Raw genomic sequence first — 21305 nt, forward strand, 5'->3', positions numbered from 1 at the left:
TAATGGCTCGTTTAGGAAGATAGGCTATCTCATTTGAAGGGTAGACGATAGGATGGTATCAGAAGCACGAGACAAACGAGAAGGGGCGCGAGTAGATATGGGCAAGATGATTCAAATTAGTGAGGTATCGAAACAATATAAAAATGAACGCGTGGTATCAGGGGCGACGATGACCGTCACTAGAGGCGAAATATATGGTTTCTTAGGACCTAATGGCGCAGGAAAAACAACAATTATGAAGATGTTATTGAATTTAGTCAAACCGACATCAGGCGAAATCCGCATCAATAATCACCAAATTTTAGGGCAGTCATCTACTTATTTGAAGAAGATTGGTAGTTTGATTGAGACGCCAGTTTTTTATACGAAACTTACGGCTAGGGAAAATTTATTTCTGCATGGTGAGTATATGGGCGGGGCTAGCTCAGAGCGTGTCGACGAGGTGCTAGAAATTGTTCATTTGGCGGAGGTTGCTGATAAATTGGTGACCGAATACTCTCTAGGCATGAAGCAAAGATTAGGGATTGCGCGAGCGATTCTGATGAAGCCGGAAATTTTAATTTTAGATGAACCAATTAATGGCTTGGATCCGATTGGTATCAAGGAAGTCAGAGAATTGTTGCTCATGTTGAAAAATAAGTATGGCATGACCGTATTAATTTCTAGCCATATTGTTTCAGAAATTGAATGGATTGCGGATACAATCGGTGTGATTAATCAAGGAAAAGTCTTGCAGGAAGTCAAGTTATCGGAAATTCGCGAGGTAAACAATGCTTATCTAGCAGTGGAAGTCAGCGATGTTAACAAGGCCTTGGTTGTCCTAGAGCAGGATCAGACAATAGAAAAAATTCAGATAGATACGAACCAACTTATCTATTTGCATGGGAATGAGTTAGATCAATCAGACATAACCAAGCAGCTAATCTTGGCAGATGTCGCCGTTCATCGAATCGAAAAGCAGCAAAAGACCTTGGAAGAATACTTTTTATCAATCATCAGTGGAGGGAAATAATATGTTGAATTTAATGAAATTGGAATGGCGTAAAAATCAATTAACTAGTTATTTAAAATATGTCGTCGGGAGTATTTTTGTAATTTTTCTGCTGACGTCTTTAATGGCGATCGGAGCGAACAGTCAAGAAGAAGTTATGTTTGTCGATTTCGCTTCATTCATGTCGTTGGTCACTATTTTTATTCGTCTCGTGTTTGTGATTTTCTCAGGTATCTTATTGTCACGTTTAATTGTTGATGAATACAAGAATAATACGATTCAAGTGTTATTTTCTTATCCGATTAAGCGAGCAAAGATGATGAAAAGTAAGCTACTGCTAGTGTGGGCTTATTGCTTTTTCAGTCTGCTTGTCGCGACGATTTGTATTGATAGTCTGATTTTTATTGTCAACCCAATCCTGGATTTATTCCCGGAAAAAGTCACGCTAGCGATGATTATAAGAACACTGCCTCCGACTGTGATTGAAGCTTTCATGACTGCTTGTTTAAGTTTGATTCCGCTCTATTTCGGTCTAAGAAAGAAATCCACGGCAACGACGATTACCTTGGCTGTTTTGATTGGATTTTTAGTGAATGGCACTGTTTCTGATGACAGTGCTCAAGTTAATCTGAGCCAGATAATTGTTATTCCTGCTCTGTTGAGTTTGTTAGGATTGATGGTTGGTTATTTGTCTTATCATAACATTGAAACGAAAGATGTCGGGTGAAACAATGAAGAAGCTAGTCATCGGTCTTTTAGTGATTGTCGCAATCGTGATGGGGGTATTTGTGAGCCAATCTGCAGAAAAGAAAATAGAAAAACAAATGGTTATTGGAACGATTGAACGTATTAATCTGACGAGTCAGCAATGGGATATAGAAATACTAGCGGGTGATGAGGATAAAGTCGAAGTGGCGATGGCAGGACTGATTACAGATGAGTTGCTGGATATTAAAGTAGAAGGAAGTACGTTAAAAATTGCTCAAAAAGGCGAACAAAAAGATTATTTTGGCGGATTTAGTTTTAGAAAGAGTCGGAAAATTAAGGTCTGGCTGCCTAAAAATAGTGAGCAGGAAATAACGATCATCAGTCAATCAGGATCGATTGATATTGGTGAAAGCACGATAGATAAGTTAGATTGTCGCACAGAATCTGGTGATATTTCCTTAAGTAAAGTAACTGGACGCACACATGTTATCGAATCGACTCATGGGGATATTTTAGTGTCTGATAATCAGGCAGATCAGTTATTTGTAAGGACAAAAAGTGGCGATATTGGGTTCAAAAAATTCAACGAAAAAGAGCTGACAGAAATCGAATCAGAAGGCGATGAAGTAGCTATAAGTTTTCATCAGGCACCAGAGAATATCACAGCTAAATTAGTCGCTAAAGAGATTGAGGCTGAAGTTTTTGGGAAAGAAATCGACCCCCAGGCAATAAAAGTGGGTGAAGGACAAAATCAACTGACTATAAAAAATAGCAAAGGCAGTATCGTATTTAATTGAAGGACAACGTTGGTTGAATGACTGACTGAGAAGAAGGATAAGTGAGAATAGAGCACTATTTCCCTTCAATCTGGTGGATTATCGATAAATCTTTCATATCTATCCGAAATGAATTGACAAAGAAAGCGAAACCAAGTATATTTTATAAGAATTCATTCTTATCGAAGTAAACATGCGATGAAGGGTTTATTACTTTGATTAAAAAGCTAGGCATAACTTTTGTTATGTCTGGCTTTTTGTATAGACAAAATGCATAGGGAAATAAGTAGGCAGCCATGATTTATTTTAAAAATCATGGCTGCCTTTTTCTAGGTAATTAGTCGATTTAGATAGTTGATATTAGTGGTGAGATTGCTAGGACTGTTACCTGTAATTAGTCGCTGTTAACCGATAGTTGTTTGCGTGAATTGAACAACGGTCCCATAAGCGAATAGCTCAGCATAGGGAAGGCCATCGACTAGACTGGTTTTGTGCTCAAAGCGGCAATTGATGACAGCATCTGCACCGTAACTGACGGCTTTTTTCTTTAATTTAAATTTGAGAGATGAAAATAGTTCATTTAAATCGAGCTGCTCATCGAATAAATCAACTTGGTGCCGTTCCGCTATAAAGAGGACATCGCGGACAACGTATTTGACATTGACATTACCTGTCGATAAAGTGACTTCTTCAATTTGTTCGTTGCTGATTTCTTTTGCGTGGGGTTCATCAGAAAATAAACTCATTTGTCTTCACTCCTTTTCTTCATCTTCTATTTTACGTGGCTAAGGTAGAAAAAGAAAGATATATGGTTGGCGAAGGAATAGATTAGATGCTTTTAGAAAAAGAAACGTTGACAGAAGGGGGAGAGAAGAGTAAGTTGAAGAAGCAAACAAAAGAAGCCCGACGTGAATCGGACTTCAATACGGAACTTATTACAATTCAACTTGTAGGCTAGTTCCAACGTAATTCAATAGTTTTTTTCTATTAAACCGTGCTGGGTCCTAACCGTGACGGTTTTTTTTATGTCTATCAAGACGTGTCGTCTGTTCATCAGGTGGCCGAGCATTGGATGAACTAGAATGAATAGAAATGACTAGAAACAGCCAGTAACTAAATACACTAAGATATTTTCCCAAAAAGAAACGTTGACATAAGGACAAGAAGAGAGTACATTGAAATAGAAAAGAAGCCCGACGCGAATCGGACTTCAATACGGAACTTGTTACAATTCAACTTGTAGGCTAGTTCCAACGTAATTCAATAGTTTTTTCTAAAAAACCGTGCTGGGCGCTAACCGTGACGGTTTTTTTTATGTCTATCAAGACGTGTCGTCTGTTCATCAGGTGGCCGAGCATTGGATGAACTAATGTAAGTAGAAACAGCCGAAAACAGCTAGTAACTGAATAAACTAAGATATTTTCAAAAAAAAGAAAGTTGACAGAAGGAAAAGAAAAGAGTACATTGAAATAGAAAAGAAGCCCGACGCGAATCGGACTTCAATACGGAACTTATTACAATTCAACTTGTAGGCTAGTTCCAACGTAATTCAATAGTTTTTTCTATTAAACCGTGCTGGGCGTCTAACCGTGACGGTTTTTTTTATGTCTATCAAGACGTGTCGCTTGTTCATCAGGTGGCCGAGCATTGGGTGAACTTGAATGAATAGACGCGACTTTTATATCTCGTGCACATTGTGCACGAACAATCACTACATCACAGATACAATTCATTAATTTCCCCGCTAACCACACGATACAAACAAGCAATACTATCCCACCACTGACGTGAGCTGCGAGTAACACAGGGAGTGTTTTCGCAAGTTGAGTCAATAGGTTTAGGATTTTCATTGATGTTTCTCCTGTTAGAATCACTCAGAAGAATAAAGACAAAAAATTTTCCAATCATTTTTGGCGTCATCTCCATCGTTCATTATTTTCAAACCTTTAGTGGCGTCCTACTCATATTGAATTAGTGGAATCAGCCGTCAAGCTAACTTTCCGTGTCCTAACTATACGCTCATTTTCTTCAATATAATAGGCTTTTCTGTATTTAGCTTTAAATGCTATTTATCTCTAAAAAAATAATGGAACTTGCTATTTTTGCGTAAATAAATAGTAAGGACTTTATGTTAATCCTAAAGAGGTATTTTTAATGAGATGAGGATGTAGTGTTTGTTTATTTGGTGGATGAGGATTGAGTTAACTAGAATGGAATACGTATCAATAATTATGAATGGCTGTGAGTGACAAAAAAACGCTAAGAATGGCGAAACAACTTGCATAGAACGAAAATTTATGCTAATCTATGACAAGAAAATTTAACAGACAGCAGTCAAAGTGCGAGTCTACCTTTTTTAATCAAAGGGTGGAGTGGGCGCTTTTTTTGTGCGCCGAGACAGGAGGAGAACAGAATGGCTGAAATTACCTTAGAATTTGATACAATTGCTGCTATTTCGACCCCACCGGGTGAAGGCGCGATTAGTATTGTTCGATTAAGTGGCGATCAGGCGGTCCAGATTGCCGATAAAGTTTATCAATCGGGAAGTAAGCGACTGATTGAAGTGCCGTCCCATACGATTCATTATGGGCATATCATTGATCCTAAGAGTGAGCAAATTGTCGATGAAGTGATGGTCTCTGTCATGAGAGCACCAAAGACATTTACTAGAGAAGACGTGGTAGAGATTAATTGTCACGGGGGGATTGTCGTCGTGAATCAATTATTGCAGCTTGTTTTAAGAGAAGGCGCGCGTTTGGCTGAACCAGGGGAATTTACGAAGCGAGCGTTCTTAAATGGCCGTGTCGATCTCTCACAAGCTGAAGCGGTGATGGATTTGATTCGGGCAAAGACGGATCGTGCGATGAATCTGGCCTTAAATCAGCTCGATGGGAATCTTTCTTCATTAATTCGAGCGTTGCGCCAAGAAATTTTAGAGACGCTGGCTCAGGTGGAGGTCAATATTGATTATCCTGAATATGATGATGTGGAAGAGTTGACGACGAAATTATTGCTTGAAAAAGCCAACTTTGTCCAAAAACAAATTGAGCAATTGCTAGTGACTGCTAAACAAGGGAAAATATTGCGAGAAGGCTTGAGTACAGCGATTATTGGTCGACCAAATGTTGGGAAATCAAGTCTCCTAAATCATTTATTACGAGAAGAAAAGGCGATTGTGACGGATGTTGCAGGGACCACACGTGATGTGATTGAAGAGTATGTCAATGTGAGAGGAGTTCCGTTGAAGTTAATCGATACAGCGGGAATTCGCGAGACAGAGGACATTGTTGAACGGATTGGCGTGGAAAGAAGCCGCAAAGCTTTGGCGGAATCGGATTTAATTTTATTAGTGTTAAACCAAAGCGAGCTGTTGACTCAGGAAGATCTGAATCTATTTGAAGCGACTAAAGGCTTGAAGCGGATTGTCTTATTAAATAAAACGGATTTACCGGCTAAATTAACACTGGATGAGGCGCAAGAATTCTTAGATGGCGAACCGATTTTTGCTGTTTCTGTCGTGAAGAATGATGGCTTAGATAAGCTAGAAGAAGCGATTGCAGACTTATTCTTTGGCGGACAAACGGGTGAAAAGGATGCGACGTATGTCTCAAATACGCGCCACATTGCCTTGTTGGAACAGGCAGCTATTTCCTTAGGCGAAGTCGTAGTGGGGATTGATGCAGGCATGCCAGTCGACCTCGTTCAAATTGATATGACGCGTTGCTGGGATTATTTAGGCGAAATTGTTGGGGACAGTGTACAGGATGAGCTGATTACGCAATTATTCAGTCAATTCTGCTTAGGTAAATAGGTAGGTAAACTGATAACTAGGTGAATGTCTGAGTAAGTAGCTGGTTGAGTAAGCTAGCGAATAGTTAGGCAGAGTGGAAAGGAAGAAAGAACATGACACAATTTAATGCAGAATCTTACGATGTCATCATCGTCGGCGCAGGCCATGCGGGTTCAGAAGCAGCGTTGGCTTCGGCGCGAATGGGGGCGAAGACGCTCTTATTGACGATTAATTTAGATATGGTCGCGTTCATGCCATGTAATCCTTCAGTTGGGGGACCGGCTAAAGGCGTGGTTGTGCGCGAGATTGATGCCTTAGGTGGCGAAATGGGACGCAATATTGACAAGACATATATTCAAATGCGGATGCTGAATACAGGTAAAGGACCGGCTGTTCGGGCTTTGCGTGCGCAAGCTGACAAACATGCTTATGCGACAGAAATGAAGTATACCATTGAAAAAGAAGAAAATTTGACGTTGCGCCAAGGAATCGTCGATCAACTGATTGTTGAAGACGGCGTTTGTCGAGGAGTTGTGACAGCAACTGGTGCGGCTTATGCAGCAAAAGCGGTGGTTATCACGGCTGGGACAGCGTTACGGGGTGAGATTATTATTGGTGAGTTGAAGTATTCTTCTGGGCCGAATAATTCGCAACCATCCGTGAGTTTAGCGGATCATTTGAAAGAGTTGGGCTTTGAGATTGCGCGCTTTAAAACGGGCACACCGCCACGCGTTAAATCTAGTTCGATTGACTATAGTGTAACAGAGGAACAACCTGGCGATGCAGAGCCGAATCATTTTAGTTTTGCGACACCTGATAGTGCCTATAATTTGAATCAAGAACCGTGTTGGTTGACCTATACCAATGAAGGCACGCATCAAATTATTCAAAAAAACTTACACCGAGCACCGATGTTTACGGGGATTGTTGAAGGAGTGGGTGCACGTTATTGTCCTTCTATTGAAGATAAAATTGTGCGTTTTTCTGACAAGCCGCGTCATCAATTATTCTTGGAACCAGAAGGCTTAAACACCGAAGAAGTCTATGTACAAGGGTTATCGACGTCCTTACCAGAGGATGTACAGGTAGAAATGTTGCATTCGATTGCTGGTTTAGAAAAAGTCGAAATGATGCGCACAGGTTATGCGATTGAGTATGATGTTGTAGTACCACATCAATTACGACCAACGTTGGAAACAAAAGTCATCGAAAACTTGTATACAGCTGGGCAGACCAATGGTACGAGTGGCTATGAAGAAGCAGCCGGTCAAGGACTGATTGCTGGAATTAATGCGGCGCTTAAAGTGCAAGGCAAAGAACCATTTGTCATGAAAAGAAGTGATGGCTATATCGGTGTTATGATTGATGATTTGGTGACTAAAGGAACGAACGAACCTTACCGTTTATTGACATCACGTGCTGAATACCGCTTAATTTTACGCCATGATAATGCTGACTTGCGTTTGACTGAGGTTGGGCACCAAATAGGCTTGGTTAAAGAAGAACAATATGCGGCTTACCTTGCGAAAAAACAAGCAGTTGAGGAAGAATTACTGCGTTTGAAAAAGATTCGTTTGAAACCAACAAAAGAAATTCAAACTTTCCTAAAAGAAAAAAATTCAGCGGAATTAAAAGACGGCATATTGGCGATTGATTTCTTGAAACGACCAGAAATCAGCTATGCAGAATTACTTTTATTTATTCCTGAGAATGAAGCCTTGACGAAAAAAGAAGTCGAACAAGTCGAAATTCAAGTGAAATATGAAGGCTACATCAAGAAAGCTTTAGAAAAAGTCGATAAGCTAAAACGGATGGAAGCCAAACGAATTCCGGAAGCCATCGACTACGAAGCTATCAACGGCTTAGCAACAGAAGCCAAACAAAAATTACAAAAAATCCAACCCGAAACGATTGCTCAAGCAAGTCGAATCAGTGGCGTTAACCCCTCTGATTTGAGTATCTTGATGGTCTATATCGAGCAAGGAAAGATTGCAAAAACTACTTCTAAAAGTGAGTAATAGCAAGGATTCTATGTGTTCAATATAGACCAAAAAGAAATTGAATACGGTTTTGAATACGGGTTTTTAAAACGCCATGTATTCGGAAAACTTTTCTGCTGTTTCGTTCTGTTTAGCTTTAGTTACTTTGATATAAATGTCAGTTGTAATCTTGGTAGATTTATGACCTAACCGCTGAGAAACATCTTTAATGCTAGCACCACTTTCAAACAGTAGAGAAGCGTTCGTTTTTCTAAAATCGTGAACTTTTATTATTTTCATATCGGGGAAATGACGTTTGACTTTCTCCATGACATGATTAGGATAGGCTTTATACAAATATTGGTTTTCTCTATAAAGTACAGAGTTACTGAATACCACATTGTTATTGAAATTTTCATCTCTTATGCCGAGAGCGAATTTTTCTTTGATGATGTGGTTTTTGTATTCCCTTAATATATTACAAGTTTTTCTATCCATTTGAACCACTCTATTTGAGGAATCTGTTTTTGTATCTTGAATAATGGGCTTGCCATTTTTCAATTCTGCTAGAGTCTTATTGATGTTTATCAGTCTATTTTCAAAATCAATATCATTCCAAGTAAGAGCCAAAGCTTCACCTTTTCGTAAGCCAACAAAAGCTAATACTCTAAAAAAAGTGTATGATCGATTATCATTCAACTGTTTTAAGCAAGATAAAAATTCCTGCAGTTCTTCTTTTGTGTAATAGCTGTCGGATTCTTCTTTATTACTGGTCATTTTACGTTTTGGAACGATTGTTCGTTCCATTGGATTATCGTCTATAGCACCGATTAAAATGCCGTATTTAAATACCATACTTACATATATACGCATTTGTTTATAGGTTGCTAGGCTATCAGCCCATTCATTTAATATCTTTTGACAATACAATGGTGTAATCTTTGATAGTTTCATTTTGCCTAGTTTTTTAAGTATGTGATTATCAAAATAAATTTTAATACGTTGTTCAGTGGTTGGTTTAATATCTTTCTTATGTTGCTCAAACCAAAGCTCATACAGTATTTTGAATGTTTTTATTTTTTTTGACGATTCATGTAAACCATTTTTTTCGGTTTCAACTACCAATTTGGCTAGTGCGAGTTGCGCGTCCTTTTTAGTAGCAAAATTTCTTCTTGTTGTTCGTTTCTCTTTCCCTGTTACAGGATCAACTCCGAGATAAGTTTGAAACAGGTAGGCTTTAGTGCCATCTTTTTTTATATAACTTTTGATTGTTGCCAATATTATTCCCTCCTGGTACTGCTGGGGGCAAGTGGAGGAGGTTAGTCTAATAAACCACTAACATCTTGTTTTAATGTATTAATATCATCTTCTAACAATACTAAACTATGAACAAAATCTTCATTTTTGTTTATTTTTTTATTGAATTTTTCCGACAAAACTATTCTTGAATTTTCAATAAGACTATCAAATAATGTTAATACTTCATCATTATCAGAAAAGGCTAATATTAGTTTAATAGAATTATTTAATACCGATACTTGCCAGTCCGATAAGTCTTCATTTTCTAGTTTAATAAAGTTTGATTTCAAATCCCAAGCGAGACTCATATTAAATTTCAATGAATATGATTCTCTATCTTTAGAAAGTGTCTCGTATTCATTTTCAGAAAGATCATCTAAACTTTTTTCTCCTTTTAACAGGTATAAGAGTGATACTTCTCCTAGTTCAGCAATTTTTTTTAAACGTTTATTATTAGGTAGGTTTTTACCGGTCTCCCAGTTACTAACTGTTCCACTTTTGGCTTTTGTGTCTATGTGGCGTGCAAATTCAGTCATGCTATAGCCGAGTTTAAATCTAATTTCTTTTATTCTAAGCCCCACTTCGCTTGGGTTGGGTTTAAAGTCTTTTAAAAGAACATCTTCTAATTTGTACATATTTTTCTCCTTTCGTGAAATCCTTTATATTAACATTTTAAACTAAACCGCAAAGAAATACAAAGTTTTAATTGACGATAATTAAAGAATATGTTTTAATGAGAATGTACTAAGAAATGCAAAGAAAAGAGGTGCGTTATGAATAAGGTGGCTGGATACAGAAAAATGTTAGGAAAAACCCAATCTGAGATGGCAAAAATATTCAATATTTCAACTCAGTCGTATTGGCAAAAAGAAAATGGGAAAATTCAATTTTCAGATGAAGAAAAATTGTTGTTCAAAGGACTAGTAAAAACCATTTTCCCAGATATCACTATTGATACTATTTTTTTTAGTTGATTCGCAAAGAAATACAAAGAACGAGGTGGTTGAATGAAGTTAGAAGTTGATTTAAGCCCAACTATCGAAGAACAATTAAACGAGGTCGCAAGTCGTGTATGGGCTGAGACAATGCAACAAGAAATCGAAAAGAGAAATTTTCCGGAATGGATGGACTTAGAAACGACTTGTGATTATTTACAAGTATCACGATCTAATCTATCTAAATTTATTAAGGAATTGGATTTTCCAGTTTCTATCATCAATCAGACGAAGCGCTGCAATCGAAAAAAAGTTGATGAATGGATGTTACAATTTGAAATTTAAAAAGTTGCTGGGGGCAAAAATGGAAGTCGGTTAGTCAAATGTTAGTCTCTGATGAAGTACACAGGAGGAACGAAAATGAATGAATCTCAAATTCTACAAAAGGCATGCTGGTTGATGGATAGAAAGTTTGAAATTGCTAAGCCAGCATTGAAGGAATGTCGGCGATTGAACGAAGCTGAGTTGAAGGAACTAGATAACATTTCCAAGCAATTAAGCAATCTGAGAGCTACACAGGAAGGGAAATAACTATGAATGAGTGCAGAAAAAAAGCCATTATCCCAAATTGTCTTGGCGGACAGGATAAAGGCAAACAAAGGGCTATAATACGCCTGTTTCTGTTCTCATTCTAACACAAACAGAATGGAGCGTACACCATGAAGAATAAAATTAATCTAATTATAGTCGCTTTTTTACTAGGTGAACTTACGATCATGTTACCAAAAGTAATTATGTCCAGTTTATTTGTAGGTGCAAGTTTGCTATTGTTTATGAATTTTGATGAATGGGAACATAACAGATTTGTAGGAGGTACAAAAGAATGACATGGCTTGATTACGATTCAGAGATTCTTAATACTATGAAAAATTTCAAACTCGAAGAAATAGCTGAAGGTATCGATGAGTTAGAAAGAAAAATAGGACGTACATTATTTGGAGAAACGTTTGATGAGCGGTTAGAAATCTTATATATATTGAAACGGCAGTCAGAATATAAAAATGTTTGTTCGGAAGTCAGAGACGTGAAAGAGGAAATTTTTAAGGAGCTACTGAAGCAATCCGATGAAAGAACGGCTAGGGTAAAAGCATTCAGTATTTGGGTTGGATATCAAAACCAATTATTAGGAGCAGAATTTGTTCGAGATAATTTGAGATTAGAACTTAATAAACTTAAGCAAACCGAGGTGACTAACTTATGACGCTGAAGGAAATGAATTTAGATGATTTATCTGCAGACGCTAATTATTTAGTTGGGGCAATCGAGGGGCTACAAGTAATTACGCACTACTATACTGGTGTATCAACAAATGAATCAACCGAAAGGATAGAAGGGGTTCTCATGGCTATTCACTGCTTTGCAGAGAAACATGCAAGTAATATTGAAGCGTATGGAACGAACGAAGGGAGTGAATGAGGATTGAGTATTTATATTGGTAAAGTCAGACCATCTATCATGGAAGAGCCTATCAATAAGAACATTATTCAATTTTTTTCTGAGTATGAGCCAAAACAGGTTGTTGTTCCTGTTGATCCCGAAGAACAGAAAAAGTTAAAAACAATTGGTGTAGATGGGTTTATTGCTGGGATAATGACTGGTTTAACTCGTAAAAATGCAAACTTAGTTAGTCGCGACTGTTTAATTTTAGATTTAGATGATGTGGTGTTAACAGAAGAAGCTATGATTCAAACAGTTCATAAGCTACTTGCTGATGTGTCTTATGTATTGTACCCGACTATTAGTTATGGAGTGAAAGGCGTTCGATATCGGTTGGTTATCCCCTTAGATGAAAACGTGAATGAAGCTGACTATAAACTATTGGTTCATTTCTTTTCAGAAAAATTGTTGAAGAATGTTTTAAAGGCTGTTGATGTATCAAACGGCACTTGGTCACAAATTCAATTATTACCAGTTTTGACACAATTTGTTAAACGTGAACAAATACTAATCTATCATAGAAAAAATAAATTTCCATTAAGTCAGACGTTAGAATTGGCAAAAACATGGGCTATACCACAACAAAAAATAGAAACTAAAAAAAGCTTCAATCAATTCAAAAAAGGTGGTTCCCGTTATCGAAATACTACTACAGAATTATTTGAAAGTATTGTCGCTGGTTGTGAGGAAGGAAATAGAAATAACAGAATTGCACAAATCACAGGGGGGTTGTTGGCTCGCGCGGTAGATGTAAGTGCAGTGTTAGAACTTGTGAGAGTTGCCAATCAATATTTTACCGAACCGTTATCAGAAAAAGAAGTGGAGGAAACTTTCTATTCGATAGCTAGAAAGGAGTTGGGCGCTAATTGAGTGAGTTAATAAATTTAAAGGAATTGCAAAAGAAGAAGCAAGAGGAAAATAAGGAATTACCAAGTTGGATATATTTTGATGATAAGGGAAATATGAAGGTTAGTGCTTCTCAATTAGGCTATGAGATTATGAAAGAGATACCTATGATTCGTACTAGCGAATTATCACAAGGGGCTAGATTCGATTCAAAAACAGGGTCATGGCGTATGGATAGCCTAAGTGATTTTTTAGATGGTTATATCACTAAGAATTTAGAAAGTGTTGGTCAATGGTCACAGTCGAAATTATATGAAACAAAAAAATTTATATTCATCAAAATATTTGATTCTTCTATGAAAGAAAATCCTTTTAATCGAAGTAAGCCATATTTAACTAATTTTAAGAATGGTACTTACAATATAAAAACTAATGAAATGAAACCTCATGATACAAAAAATTATATTCTTCAAAGTCATAGTTACGATATTGATCCCACGACAAAAGAAGTTCCTACCAAAACAATTGAATGGCTGGAAGAGTTAACGGGTCATTCTTATAGCGCTAAGCATCTGATGGAGATTATCGGGTATTGCTTTTATCGTAGCTATGAACCATTTCAGACTATTACCATTCTACAAGGTACAGGCGAAAATGGGAAATCTACTTTCTTAAATATTTTTAATAAGGTATTAGGGTCTGACAATGTTAGTAATATGACCTTACAGGACTTAGGGAATAAACAGAATCGTTTTGCTAGTGCCAACCTATTTCAGAAAGAAGCCAACTTGTTCGCGGACGTTGATTCTGAGTTTCTTAAGTCTACAGGGTTATTAAAAGCCTTGACTGGTGGAGATCGTTTATCTGCCGAGTTTAAAGGGAAAGACCATTTTATGTTTGTGAATTTTGCTAAGCTGATATTTTCGGCAAATGAATTGCCAGCATTTAACGATTTTACACGAGGTTTTGAACGTCGATTATATGTTGTTCCTTTTGATTGCGTCATAGATGAAGCGTTTAAGAAGAAACATGATTTAAAAGCAATTGAAGCTGAAATACCAGTGTTTGCAGTTTATTGTATTCGTATGTTTAGAGATGCGTTAGAACGAAAAGAATTGACTATATCACCTAAGATGAAGCAAGCCAAAGAGAAGTGGTTAAAAGAGTCAAATCATGTCTTGCGGTTCATTGAAGAAAAATGCGAAATTGATATGGAATCAAAGCAAGGTGATTCTTCCAAAATGATTTATGAGGAATATCAGAAATTTTGTTACCAAGAAAGTTTACGGGAATTGTCCCAACCTAAGTTTAGTAAGCAACTTGAGAAGATGGGAATCGTCAAAGTTAAGCAGAGTATTAAGGGCTCAAGGTTGTGGAGGTATAGACATCTACAGTTGAAAAATGGGTATACCCTAACATAAAAATGAAAAGTATTGGACAGTTTGGACAGGTAATTATAAACGATAATATAACATTGTTTTATTGAATGATAATTTGATATTTATACAAATTCGTTTGGACATAGACATGGACATGTTTTTAAGGTGTCCAAAGTGGTGTCCAACAATATACATTTTTGAGTATCCTTATCAGTAATTATAAACGTTGATATATAAGCGATTGTTCTATAGGTGTCCAAAGTGTCCAAGTATATTTAACTTTCTAGTAAGGGGGACATTTTTTTAAATATTCTTAAGTAATAAGTAGTGATAATCGTGCTATTTTAATGATTTTAGAAAATGTGGCTCAATCGCTTATACACCAAGGGATAGAACGATATTAAGTGACTTGCGATTATACAGGGTATTCGCAACTAAAAATGGAGGTATTTAATGAACAGGATTAGGGCAAAGCCGAATCTAAAGAAAATAAAAAAAAGAGAGGGTTAATATGGAAAAATATTATCAAATCGAAAAGAGTGGGCGCAAAGCAACTGTGTATATATATGGTGATATAACAGATGAAAATTATTCTGAGAGTGATGTTAGCGCAATTAGCTTCAGAAATGACCTGTCCACTATTAAAGCAGTTGAAGAAATAGAAGTAAGAGTACAATCGTATGGGGGGAGTGTCTTTAGTGGTGTAGCCATTTACAATATGCTTAAAAACCACAAAGCTATGATAACTGTGTACATTGACGGTGTAGCTTGTAGCATAGCAACTGTAATCGCAATGGCTGGAGATAAAGTTATAATGCCGTCAAATAGTATGATGATGATTCACAACCCTATGTCGTCATTGTCATACGGTAATTCCAATGAACTAAGAAAAATGGCTGATACCTTAGATAAGATAAGAGAAAGCTCAATTGATGCGTATTTATCTAAGTCAAATGGAAAAATCACCAGAGAAAAACTTATCGAGTTATTAGATGAAGAAACGTGGCTTAGTGCAGAGGAATGTAAGAACTATGGTTTTTGTGATGAAGTAACAAATCAAGTTGAGCTAGTAGCGAAATTCAACGAGTCAACCTATATCAATAGTTTAAAAAATAACCCAATAAAATTTGAAGAAAAGAAAGAGGAAAAAGATATGATGAAAATTAGAAAAATTGAAACACTAGAAGAGTTAAAAGAACAACAAGAGGAGTTTATCAATGAACATAAAAATTGTACCCATGAGCAATTGATGAAGGACTATCCTTTCTATAGTTCATTAGTTGATAAAATTGAAATGTCTGAAATTAAAGAGTTTGAACGAAAGTTGCATGAAGAAGAGCAAAGCTTGAAAATGGATAGCACGAAAGATAAACAACAACACTTTTATAAAGACGGGAAAAAAGTACAGGTGCTATCGCCTGAGCAAAAACTTACTGTGCCTAATCAAAGCAAATTTGAGCAAAAAGAGTTCTCTGATATGAGTATTGGTAAACTTGTAAAAGGAATGGCAACTGGTAAATGGAATGGAGCCGAGAAAGAACAGCAGGTAGTGGCTGCCAATCGTGATGGAAGTGGTGGCGTATTGATTCCAGCTCCACTATCAAATGAACTGATCAATATGGTACGTGCGCAATCCGTATTAATGACTGCTGGGGCTAAAACAGTCCCTATGACTTCATCTACATTAGTCTTTGCTAAACAAACAGGGGATATTAAACCACATTGGAAAAAAGAAGGTGCGCCCATCAATGAAACAGATGCAGACTTTGAACCAGTGAAGTTCGAAGCAAAAACTTTGGTTGGCATGTCAGATATCACAATTGAGTTGTTAGAAGATGCATTGAACATTGATCAGATTGTCACTCAAAGTATTGTCAATGCACTAGCATTAGAATTAGATAGAGTGGGACTGCTGGGGGCTGGTACAGAGATAGAGCCTAAAGGTATCTATAATCGAGAAGGTATTCAAAAACAAACAGTAGGTAAAGCACTAGAGAATTATAAAGAATTTAGTAAAGCCGTTACCTCGATTTTATCAGCTAACGGAACGCCTAATGGAGTTATTTGTTCGCCACGGACTTACGGAGAGTTAGACGCCTTAACAGATGTTAGTGGGCAACCTCTGAACGCACCTAAGAGCTATGAGAACTTAACACACAAGCTTACAACAACACAAGTACCGAATGACTTAGGTGCTGAGAATGACGGAAGCTTTGCGGTTGTAGGTGACTTTACGAAGCTATGGTATGGTGTACGCACGGGCGTGACTATAGAAGTTACTCGTGTAGCTGGTGACGCGTTTAGTAATCTTAAGTATAAGATAAGAGCTTACTTACGTGCAGATGTACAAACGATTCATGAACCACACTTCATTATTCTTGATGATATTAAGTAAAAATAGTAATTAAACATGTGGAATTTAAGCATATTTGTTCCTATTTGAGTAGTAACTAATGTAAAAAGATAATGAATGTAAGACAAATAGATAAAGAGGTGTATTTTTCGAGAAAGCATCTCTTTTTCTTATTATATCAGTATTTGTAATACCCCCCCACCGAAATATTTTGGGCTAAAGTGTGAACGGTGTGAACCGGTGGTAGGGGTCAATTAAACAAATGCGACGTGCTTACGTACGACCCCCCCTCCCCCATTTTTTTAAACAAAAAAAAGCATCTATCCGTAAGAATAAATCCTTAGTTATGTATTATCTCAAAGTATGTAAATGCCCCCAGCTAATGAAGTTTGAATACGGTTTTGAATACGGGATACACAAAATACACAAGAATATGTGGTGGTTTTCCCAAGTGAAAGCATATATAAATATCTGTAAATCAATAATCGTGAATACTAGATATTAGATTATTCGACTATATTGAGCAAGGAAAGATTGCAAAAGTGAAGAAGGAAGAGGCTTAGAAATAAGCCTTTTTTCTTTGCGGTGAAAGAGAGAGAGGATGAGGTAGTAGGAAGTATTTACAAAAATAGCTCTAACAGGCGCTCATCAACGGCGGTAATTACTTGATCAGATGCGGCGACTAATTTAGCATTATTTGAGCCGACTGCGATGCCATGTCCTGATAACTCGAGCATCTCAATATCGTTCGTTCCGTCACCGACTGCTATGCATTCATGAGGAGTAATCTGATAATATTCAAGAGCTTTGAGGATACCAGTGGCTTTGGTTACCTCAGTATCCAATATGCTGATAATGGTCGGATGCCATCTAGATAAAAACTGGTTTGAAAAGTTTTTCTTCAAGGATTCATCTATCGTATCAGGACAAAAAGCGCAGAGCAAATAAGCTTCTGATAGGCGAGAGGATTCGTAAATCTCCAAGGAATCAGCAGTGATATTCATCGATTGTTGTAGGCCTATCTCGAGGTTCTCATTCAGTATCCCATTAGAATAAAGTGTATCGGTATAAAGCGTGCCAGCAAATTGATTGTCTTTGCAGCAGGTAAGAAAGTCGGCCACTGTTTGTTCAGTAAGCGGTGTGGCATGGATGAGTGCCGCTTCATTGCGCACGAGTGAGCCATTCGCACTTATTATACAGTCAACTAATTGCTCAGAAAGCAGATAGCTACAGTGCTCATGGGGACGTCCCGTGGCGAGGAAGATAAGGATATTATTTTCACGAAGAGTGAGTAAGAGAGACTTAATCTCAGCAGATATTCTTTGTTCATTTTGCGATTTTATTGTTCCATCGTAATCAAATATAATTGCTTTATAGCTACTCAAAATAATCCTCCTTTATCTCGTCAACAGATAGCTTTCCTCAATCCATTGTTCCAATTCTTCTGGATCGGCAGCGTCTAGTGAAATAGAGATCCAATGTTCTTTATTCATATGATAAGCAGGGAAATAGCCGTCTTTTCCTTGTAAAAGGGTAATTAATTCGGGATTGAGTTTTAAGCCGATAATATCGATTTTCTCTGCCCCGTCTAAACCAAGTTTATCTTTAGGTGTATCAGTGATTAGCGCAAACCACTTTCGATTCCTCTGATGTCTGAAGACAGCGTAGGTAGAAAATTTCTTAAATGGATATTCTGGCTGCACATTGTAGCGGTTAAAAATATGCTCGATCAATTCGTCTCTTGTAATCATTTTGCATCCCCTCGGTGGTTCATTTCCTCCATGATACCACACTGGCTAGTGAGATCAGGCATGTTAAGGTTGTAGGTTGGGATAAAATGGATGGAAACTTTTATTCGTGAAATTCTACGTTGAGAACATAATTTTAAAAAAAGTGGAACTAGCTTTGCGTATCTAAATTATGAGGAGGATAAAATGAGTTCCTTCTATCAAAAAAAGAAATACCGTTGCTAAGATGCGTAAAATGATGAAAGAAAGTTAGAAAAGGAGGATTTATTTCGTTGAATCCATTGATTCTATAAGGAATAAGGTGTATAATTTGTATTTGTGAGCAGTTTTAAAACTGTTCTCCTTGCTCTTGTAAGTACAAGGGCCTAAAGTCCATAGGGAGGTGAAAAATCAATGGAAAATACGAAATATGAAGTTATGTACATTATTCGTCCAAACATTGATGAAGAAGCAAAAGCCGCTTTGGTTGAACGTTTTGACACAATTTTGAAAGATAACGGAGCAGAAGTTCTTGAGTCAAAAGATTGGGAAAAACGCCGTCTAGCGTATGAAATTAACGGTTACCGTGAAGGAATCTATCACATCGTAAAAGTTTCTTCTCCATCAAATGCAGAGGCAATCAATGAATTTGACCGTCTTGCAAAAATCAATGACGATATTATCCGTCACATGATTGTCAAAGAAGAAGCATAAGAAATAAAAATTGTTTCACGTGAAACAATTTAACCGATGAGAGGAGATGACAGATTTGATTAATAATGTTGTATTGGTAGGAAGATTAACCAAGGATCCTGACTTGCGCTATACTGCTAGCGGGACGGCTGTAGCGACATTTACTTTGGCAGTGAATCGTAATTTCACAAACCAAAGCGGAAATCGTGAGGCGGACTTTATTAACTGTGTGATTTGGCGTAAATCTGCTGAAACAATGGCGAATTATGCACGTAAAGGGACACTTTTAGGTGTAACAGGACGTATTCAAACACGTTCGTACGATAATCAACAGGGACAAAAAGTTTATGTGACAGAAGTCGTTGCTGAGAATTTCCAATTATTGGAATCTCGTTCAACTTCAGAACAACGTCAACAAGATGGTGGGACTAGTTATGGAAATCGTGCAGACTCTGCACCAAATCCAACTGCAAACCAAGGTCAAAACACTTTTAATCAACAACCAGCTCAATCATCTACCAACGGTATGCCTGATTTCAATAGAGAGAGTGATCCATTTGGGTCAAGCAATACTATTGATATTTCAGACGATGATTTACCATTCTAAAGAAATTTTGATAGGAGGGAAATAAGGATGGCACAACAAAGAAGAGGCGGGCGTAAACGTCGTAAAGTTGACTTTATCGCTGCTAATCATATTGAACACATCGATTATAAAGATGTTGATTTATTGAAAAGATTTATTTCAGAACGTGGAAAAATTTTGCCACGTCGTGTAACTGGTACTGGTGCGAAAAACCAACGTAAAATTACGATTGCAATTAAACGCGCACGTATTATGGGTCTTCTACCTTTCGTAGGCGAAGAAAACTAATAACTAGAATTGATAAGCTGAACCTTTATTTATATGAGGGTTCAGCTTTTTTTATCTATTTTTGATGAACCGTTTTGTTATACTTAATCGTAAAGACAGCTAGTAACAGATACGAGGAGGCCAACAACATGACACTAATGAATAATTACCATATTGCGGTACCAACATCTTTTGATAAAAATGAAGATTTAAATATCGAGGCGACCTTCGCTCATATTCAATATTTGAATAAACTTGGGATACAATCTGTTTTAGTTTGTGGTTCGACGGGTGAACAACATTCGTTAAGTTTGAACGAAAAGCTTGAATTAATCGATCACTTGTCTTCTTTAAAAGTTACTCCTGATTTTGAATTAATAGTTGGCGTATCTAGCATTAGACAAATTGAAGCTCAGCAGCTTGCAGCAAAAATAAGTAAGGTGCCCCAGATATCAGCTATTTTGATTGGCTATTCTCCTTATATACTACCGACTCAAAGTGAAGCATTACACTATACGACGTCAATAATCGAAGCAGCTAATAAACAAGCAATTATCTATAATAATCCCTTGAGAACAGGCTTTGATTTATCTATAGAATCATATAAAAGTTTGATTAATAATCATCTAATATCAGGGCTAAAGGAAGCTGGAGATCCGAAGAAAATTCTAGAGTTGAAGGATGTAATTGATAGACCACTTCATTATTTTGCTGGTGGTGAAAAAGAATTAGAACACAAAATTAACCTAGGTTATAATGGCTTATCTTCAATTGCTGGTAATTTGTATCCGAATGAAGTTAAGCAATGGTTTGACTCATTATTAAAAAATGAGCTTACTCATGACTATCATTCTCTAAAAAATAAAATTGATAAACTACATGAAAAATCGACACTACCCTTTATAAAAAATGAAATTTCTAGAACTGAGAAGATTGATTTTGGTATATGTAGAACGCCTCTTGGGGATCAAATGTAACTAGAAATAATTCTACTCAAGTATAACAACAGTTAGCTATTTTTTTATAGAAAACGACTATATAAGAAGCTGTCAAAAGTGATTGATAGCTTTTTGTTATTTTTAAAATAACAATGATATCGAGGCAGGCATGATTTAATCATCCATCTGAGAGCTGTTTTGAAAAAATTGGTCTATTTAAAATGATAGTCTAAGTAGTCAAGTATTTACCTTACTTCGGATGAAAATTTCTGATAGATTAAAGCTGAATAAAAAATCTAGTAGTCGGTAAATAAATTATTTGAACGTTTCTAATGATATAAAGAGAGCGTGAATAATAAATCTGTAAGAAGGATAAATGGGCTTTTAAAATGTTTCACGTGAAACATTTATCTGAAATACTTAGCGCAAGTTTTGTCAAAGAAAAATCTCACCGAAGTGGAGCTGGATCGTAGGGAGACTAAATTACTGATTAAAATATTCTTCATAGGATAGTTCTCTATTGAAGGAAACTAGATAAATA

24 protein-coding genes are annotated in these 21305 nt (G+C 36.8%); 18 read left to right on the forward strand and 6 right to left on the reverse strand.

The features are described 5' to 3' along the window. Positions 1–52: 52 nt before the first annotated feature. Genes BAU15_RS14535 through BAU15_RS14545 form a run of 3 tightly spaced genes read left to right on the forward strand, consistent with a single transcriptional unit; the run spans position 53 to position 2496 of the window. The gene (locus tag BAU15_RS14535; protein ID WP_237580207.1) at positions 53–1012 is read left to right on the forward strand and encodes an ABC transporter ATP-binding protein; all 960 of its coding nucleotides are present in this window, start codon (positions 53–55) and stop codon (positions 1010–1012) included. A gap of 1 nt (position 1013) precedes the next feature. Then, positions 1014–1718: an ABC transporter permease gene (locus BAU15_RS14540; RefSeq protein ID WP_161843451.1), complete on the forward strand. Its 705-nt coding sequence runs from the start codon at positions 1014–1016 to the stop codon at positions 1716–1718. Between the two features lie 4 nt (positions 1719–1722). Further along, positions 1723–2496 (forward strand): DUF4097 family beta strand repeat-containing protein, encoded by a 774-nt coding sequence (locus BAU15_RS14545; RefSeq protein WP_161843452.1) that lies wholly within the window; start codon positions 1723–1725, stop codon positions 2494–2496. 383 nt (positions 2497–2879) lie between these two features. Here the strand turns inward: BAU15_RS14545 and BAU15_RS14550 are convergent, their stop codons facing one another. Both BAU15_RS14550 and BAU15_RS14555 read right to left on the reverse strand, forming a co-directional pair. Next, positions 2880–3221: a heavy metal-binding domain-containing protein gene (locus tag BAU15_RS14550; protein ID WP_161843453.1), complete on the reverse strand. Its 342-nt coding sequence runs from the start codon at positions 3219–3221 to the stop codon at positions 2880–2882. Positions 3222–4058: 837 nt separating this feature from the next. Next, positions 4059–4325, reverse strand: a complete 267-nt coding sequence (locus BAU15_RS14555) for a hypothetical protein (protein WP_161843454.1) — start codon at positions 4323–4325, stop codon at positions 4059–4061. A 563-nt stretch (positions 4326–4888) separates the two neighbouring features. Between BAU15_RS14555 and mnmE the strand changes: the two genes are divergently transcribed. Together mnmE and mnmG are read left to right on the forward strand one after the other, a co-directional pair. After that, positions 4889–6286, forward strand: coding sequence for a tRNA uridine-5-carboxymethylaminomethyl(34) synthesis GTPase MnmE (gene mnmE, locus BAU15_RS14560; protein ID WP_161843455.1), 1398 nt, complete (start codon positions 4889–4891; stop codon positions 6284–6286). 92 nt (positions 6287–6378) lie between these two features. Then, a complete protein-coding gene (gene mnmG / locus BAU15_RS14565) occupies positions 6379–8283 on the forward strand; it encodes a tRNA uridine-5-carboxymethylaminomethyl(34) synthesis enzyme MnmG (protein WP_161843456.1) in 1905 nt (634 codons plus the stop codon). A gap of 66 nt (positions 8284–8349) precedes the next feature. Here the strand turns inward: mnmG and BAU15_RS14570 are convergent, their stop codons facing one another. Both BAU15_RS14570 and BAU15_RS14575 read right to left on the reverse strand, forming a co-directional pair. Beyond that, positions 8350–9522 carry a tyrosine-type recombinase/integrase gene (locus tag BAU15_RS14570; protein WP_161843457.1) on the reverse strand — a complete coding sequence of 391 codons (1173 nt, stop codon included), beginning with the start codon at positions 9520–9522 and terminating at the stop codon, positions 8350–8352. Positions 9523–9563: 41 nt separating this feature from the next. Then, the gene (locus BAU15_RS14575; RefSeq protein ID WP_161843458.1) at positions 9564–10178 is read right to left on the reverse strand and encodes a helix-turn-helix domain-containing protein; all 615 of its coding nucleotides are present in this window, start codon (positions 10176–10178) and stop codon (positions 9564–9566) included. A gap of 138 nt (positions 10179–10316) precedes the next feature. Here BAU15_RS14575 and BAU15_RS14580 point away from each other — a divergent pair, with 138 nt between their 5' ends. The 9 genes from BAU15_RS14580 to BAU15_RS14620 all read left to right on the forward strand — a co-directional run bounded on the left by BAU15_RS14580 (position 10317) and on the right by BAU15_RS14620 (position 16595). Beyond that, the gene (locus BAU15_RS14580) at positions 10317–10517 is read left to right on the forward strand and encodes a helix-turn-helix transcriptional regulator (protein WP_161843459.1); all 201 of its coding nucleotides are present in this window, start codon (positions 10317–10319) and stop codon (positions 10515–10517) included. Between the two features lie 33 nt (positions 10518–10550). Beyond that, positions 10551–10823, forward strand: coding sequence for a helix-turn-helix domain-containing protein (locus BAU15_RS14585; RefSeq protein ID WP_161843460.1), 273 nt, complete (start codon positions 10551–10553; stop codon positions 10821–10823). A 75-nt stretch (positions 10824–10898) separates the two neighbouring features. Then, positions 10899–11069 carry a hypothetical protein gene (locus BAU15_RS14590; RefSeq protein WP_161843461.1) on the forward strand — a complete coding sequence of 57 codons (171 nt, stop codon included), beginning with the start codon at positions 10899–10901 and terminating at the stop codon, positions 11067–11069. 128 nt (positions 11070–11197) lie between these two features. Then, a complete protein-coding gene (locus BAU15_RS14595) occupies positions 11198–11365 on the forward strand; it encodes a hypothetical protein (RefSeq protein ID WP_161843462.1) in 168 nt (55 codons plus the stop codon). Further along, entirely contained in the window at positions 11362–11739 is a 378-nt protein-coding gene (locus tag BAU15_RS14600) for a hypothetical protein (RefSeq protein WP_161843463.1), read from the forward strand. Before BAU15_RS14595 ends, BAU15_RS14600 begins: the two co-directional genes overlap by 4 nt. Then, entirely contained in the window at positions 11736–11954 is a 219-nt protein-coding gene (locus tag BAU15_RS14605) for a hypothetical protein (protein WP_161843464.1), read from the forward strand. The genes BAU15_RS14600 and BAU15_RS14605 overlap by 4 nt, the downstream gene beginning before the upstream one ends. Before the next feature lie 3 nt (positions 11955–11957). After that, positions 11958–12845 carry a primase alpha helix C-terminal domain-containing protein gene (locus BAU15_RS14610; RefSeq protein WP_237580208.1) on the forward strand — a complete coding sequence of 296 codons (888 nt, stop codon included), beginning with the start codon at positions 11958–11960 and terminating at the stop codon, positions 12843–12845. After that, positions 12842–14242, forward strand: a complete 1401-nt coding sequence (locus BAU15_RS14615; protein ID WP_161843465.1) for a DNA primase family protein — start codon at positions 12842–12844, stop codon at positions 14240–14242. Before BAU15_RS14610 ends, BAU15_RS14615 begins: the two co-directional genes overlap by 4 nt. Before the next feature lie 469 nt (positions 14243–14711). Further along, positions 14712–16595: a head maturation protease, ClpP-related gene (locus tag BAU15_RS14620; protein WP_161843466.1), complete on the forward strand. Its 1884-nt coding sequence runs from the start codon at positions 14712–14714 to the stop codon at positions 16593–16595. A 578-nt stretch (positions 16596–17173) separates the two neighbouring features. On the opposite strand, the gene BAU15_RS14625 is transcribed toward BAU15_RS14620, so the two are convergent. Together BAU15_RS14625 and BAU15_RS14630 are read right to left on the reverse strand one after the other, a co-directional pair. After that, entirely contained in the window at positions 17174–17938 is a 765-nt protein-coding gene (locus tag BAU15_RS14625) for an HAD-IIB family hydrolase (RefSeq protein ID WP_161843467.1), read from the reverse strand. Between the two features lie 12 nt (positions 17939–17950). After that, complete coding sequence (locus BAU15_RS14630; RefSeq protein ID WP_161843468.1) at positions 17951–18304, reverse strand: MmcQ/YjbR family DNA-binding protein; 354 nt, start codon at positions 18302–18304, stop codon at positions 17951–17953. Between the two features lie 390 nt (positions 18305–18694). Here BAU15_RS14630 and rpsF point away from each other — a divergent pair, with 390 nt between their 5' ends. The 4 genes from rpsF to BAU15_RS14650 all read left to right on the forward strand — a co-directional run bounded on the left by rpsF (position 18695) and on the right by BAU15_RS14650 (position 20803). Next, positions 18695–18994 (forward strand): 30S ribosomal protein S6, encoded by a 300-nt coding sequence (gene rpsF / locus BAU15_RS14635; RefSeq protein WP_161843469.1) that lies wholly within the window; start codon positions 18695–18697, stop codon positions 18992–18994. Positions 18995–19049: 55 nt separating this feature from the next. Then, the gene (gene ssb / locus BAU15_RS14640; protein ID WP_161843640.1) at positions 19050–19580 is read left to right on the forward strand and encodes a single-stranded DNA-binding protein; all 531 of its coding nucleotides are present in this window, start codon (positions 19050–19052) and stop codon (positions 19578–19580) included. Positions 19581–19607: 27 nt separating this feature from the next. Next, positions 19608–19847, forward strand: a complete 240-nt coding sequence (gene rpsR / locus BAU15_RS14645) for a 30S ribosomal protein S18 (protein ID WP_161843470.1) — start codon at positions 19608–19610, stop codon at positions 19845–19847. A 128-nt stretch (positions 19848–19975) separates the two neighbouring features. After that, positions 19976–20803, forward strand: a complete 828-nt coding sequence (locus BAU15_RS14650; protein WP_161843471.1) for a dihydrodipicolinate synthase family protein — start codon at positions 19976–19978, stop codon at positions 20801–20803. The last annotated feature ends 502 nt before the right edge of the window (positions 20804–21305 follow it).

The sequence above is a fragment of the Candidatus Enterococcus huntleyi genome, from assembly GCF_009933175.1.
GTDB lineage: Bacteria > Bacillota > Bacilli > Lactobacillales > Enterococcaceae > Enterococcus_K > Enterococcus_K huntleyi.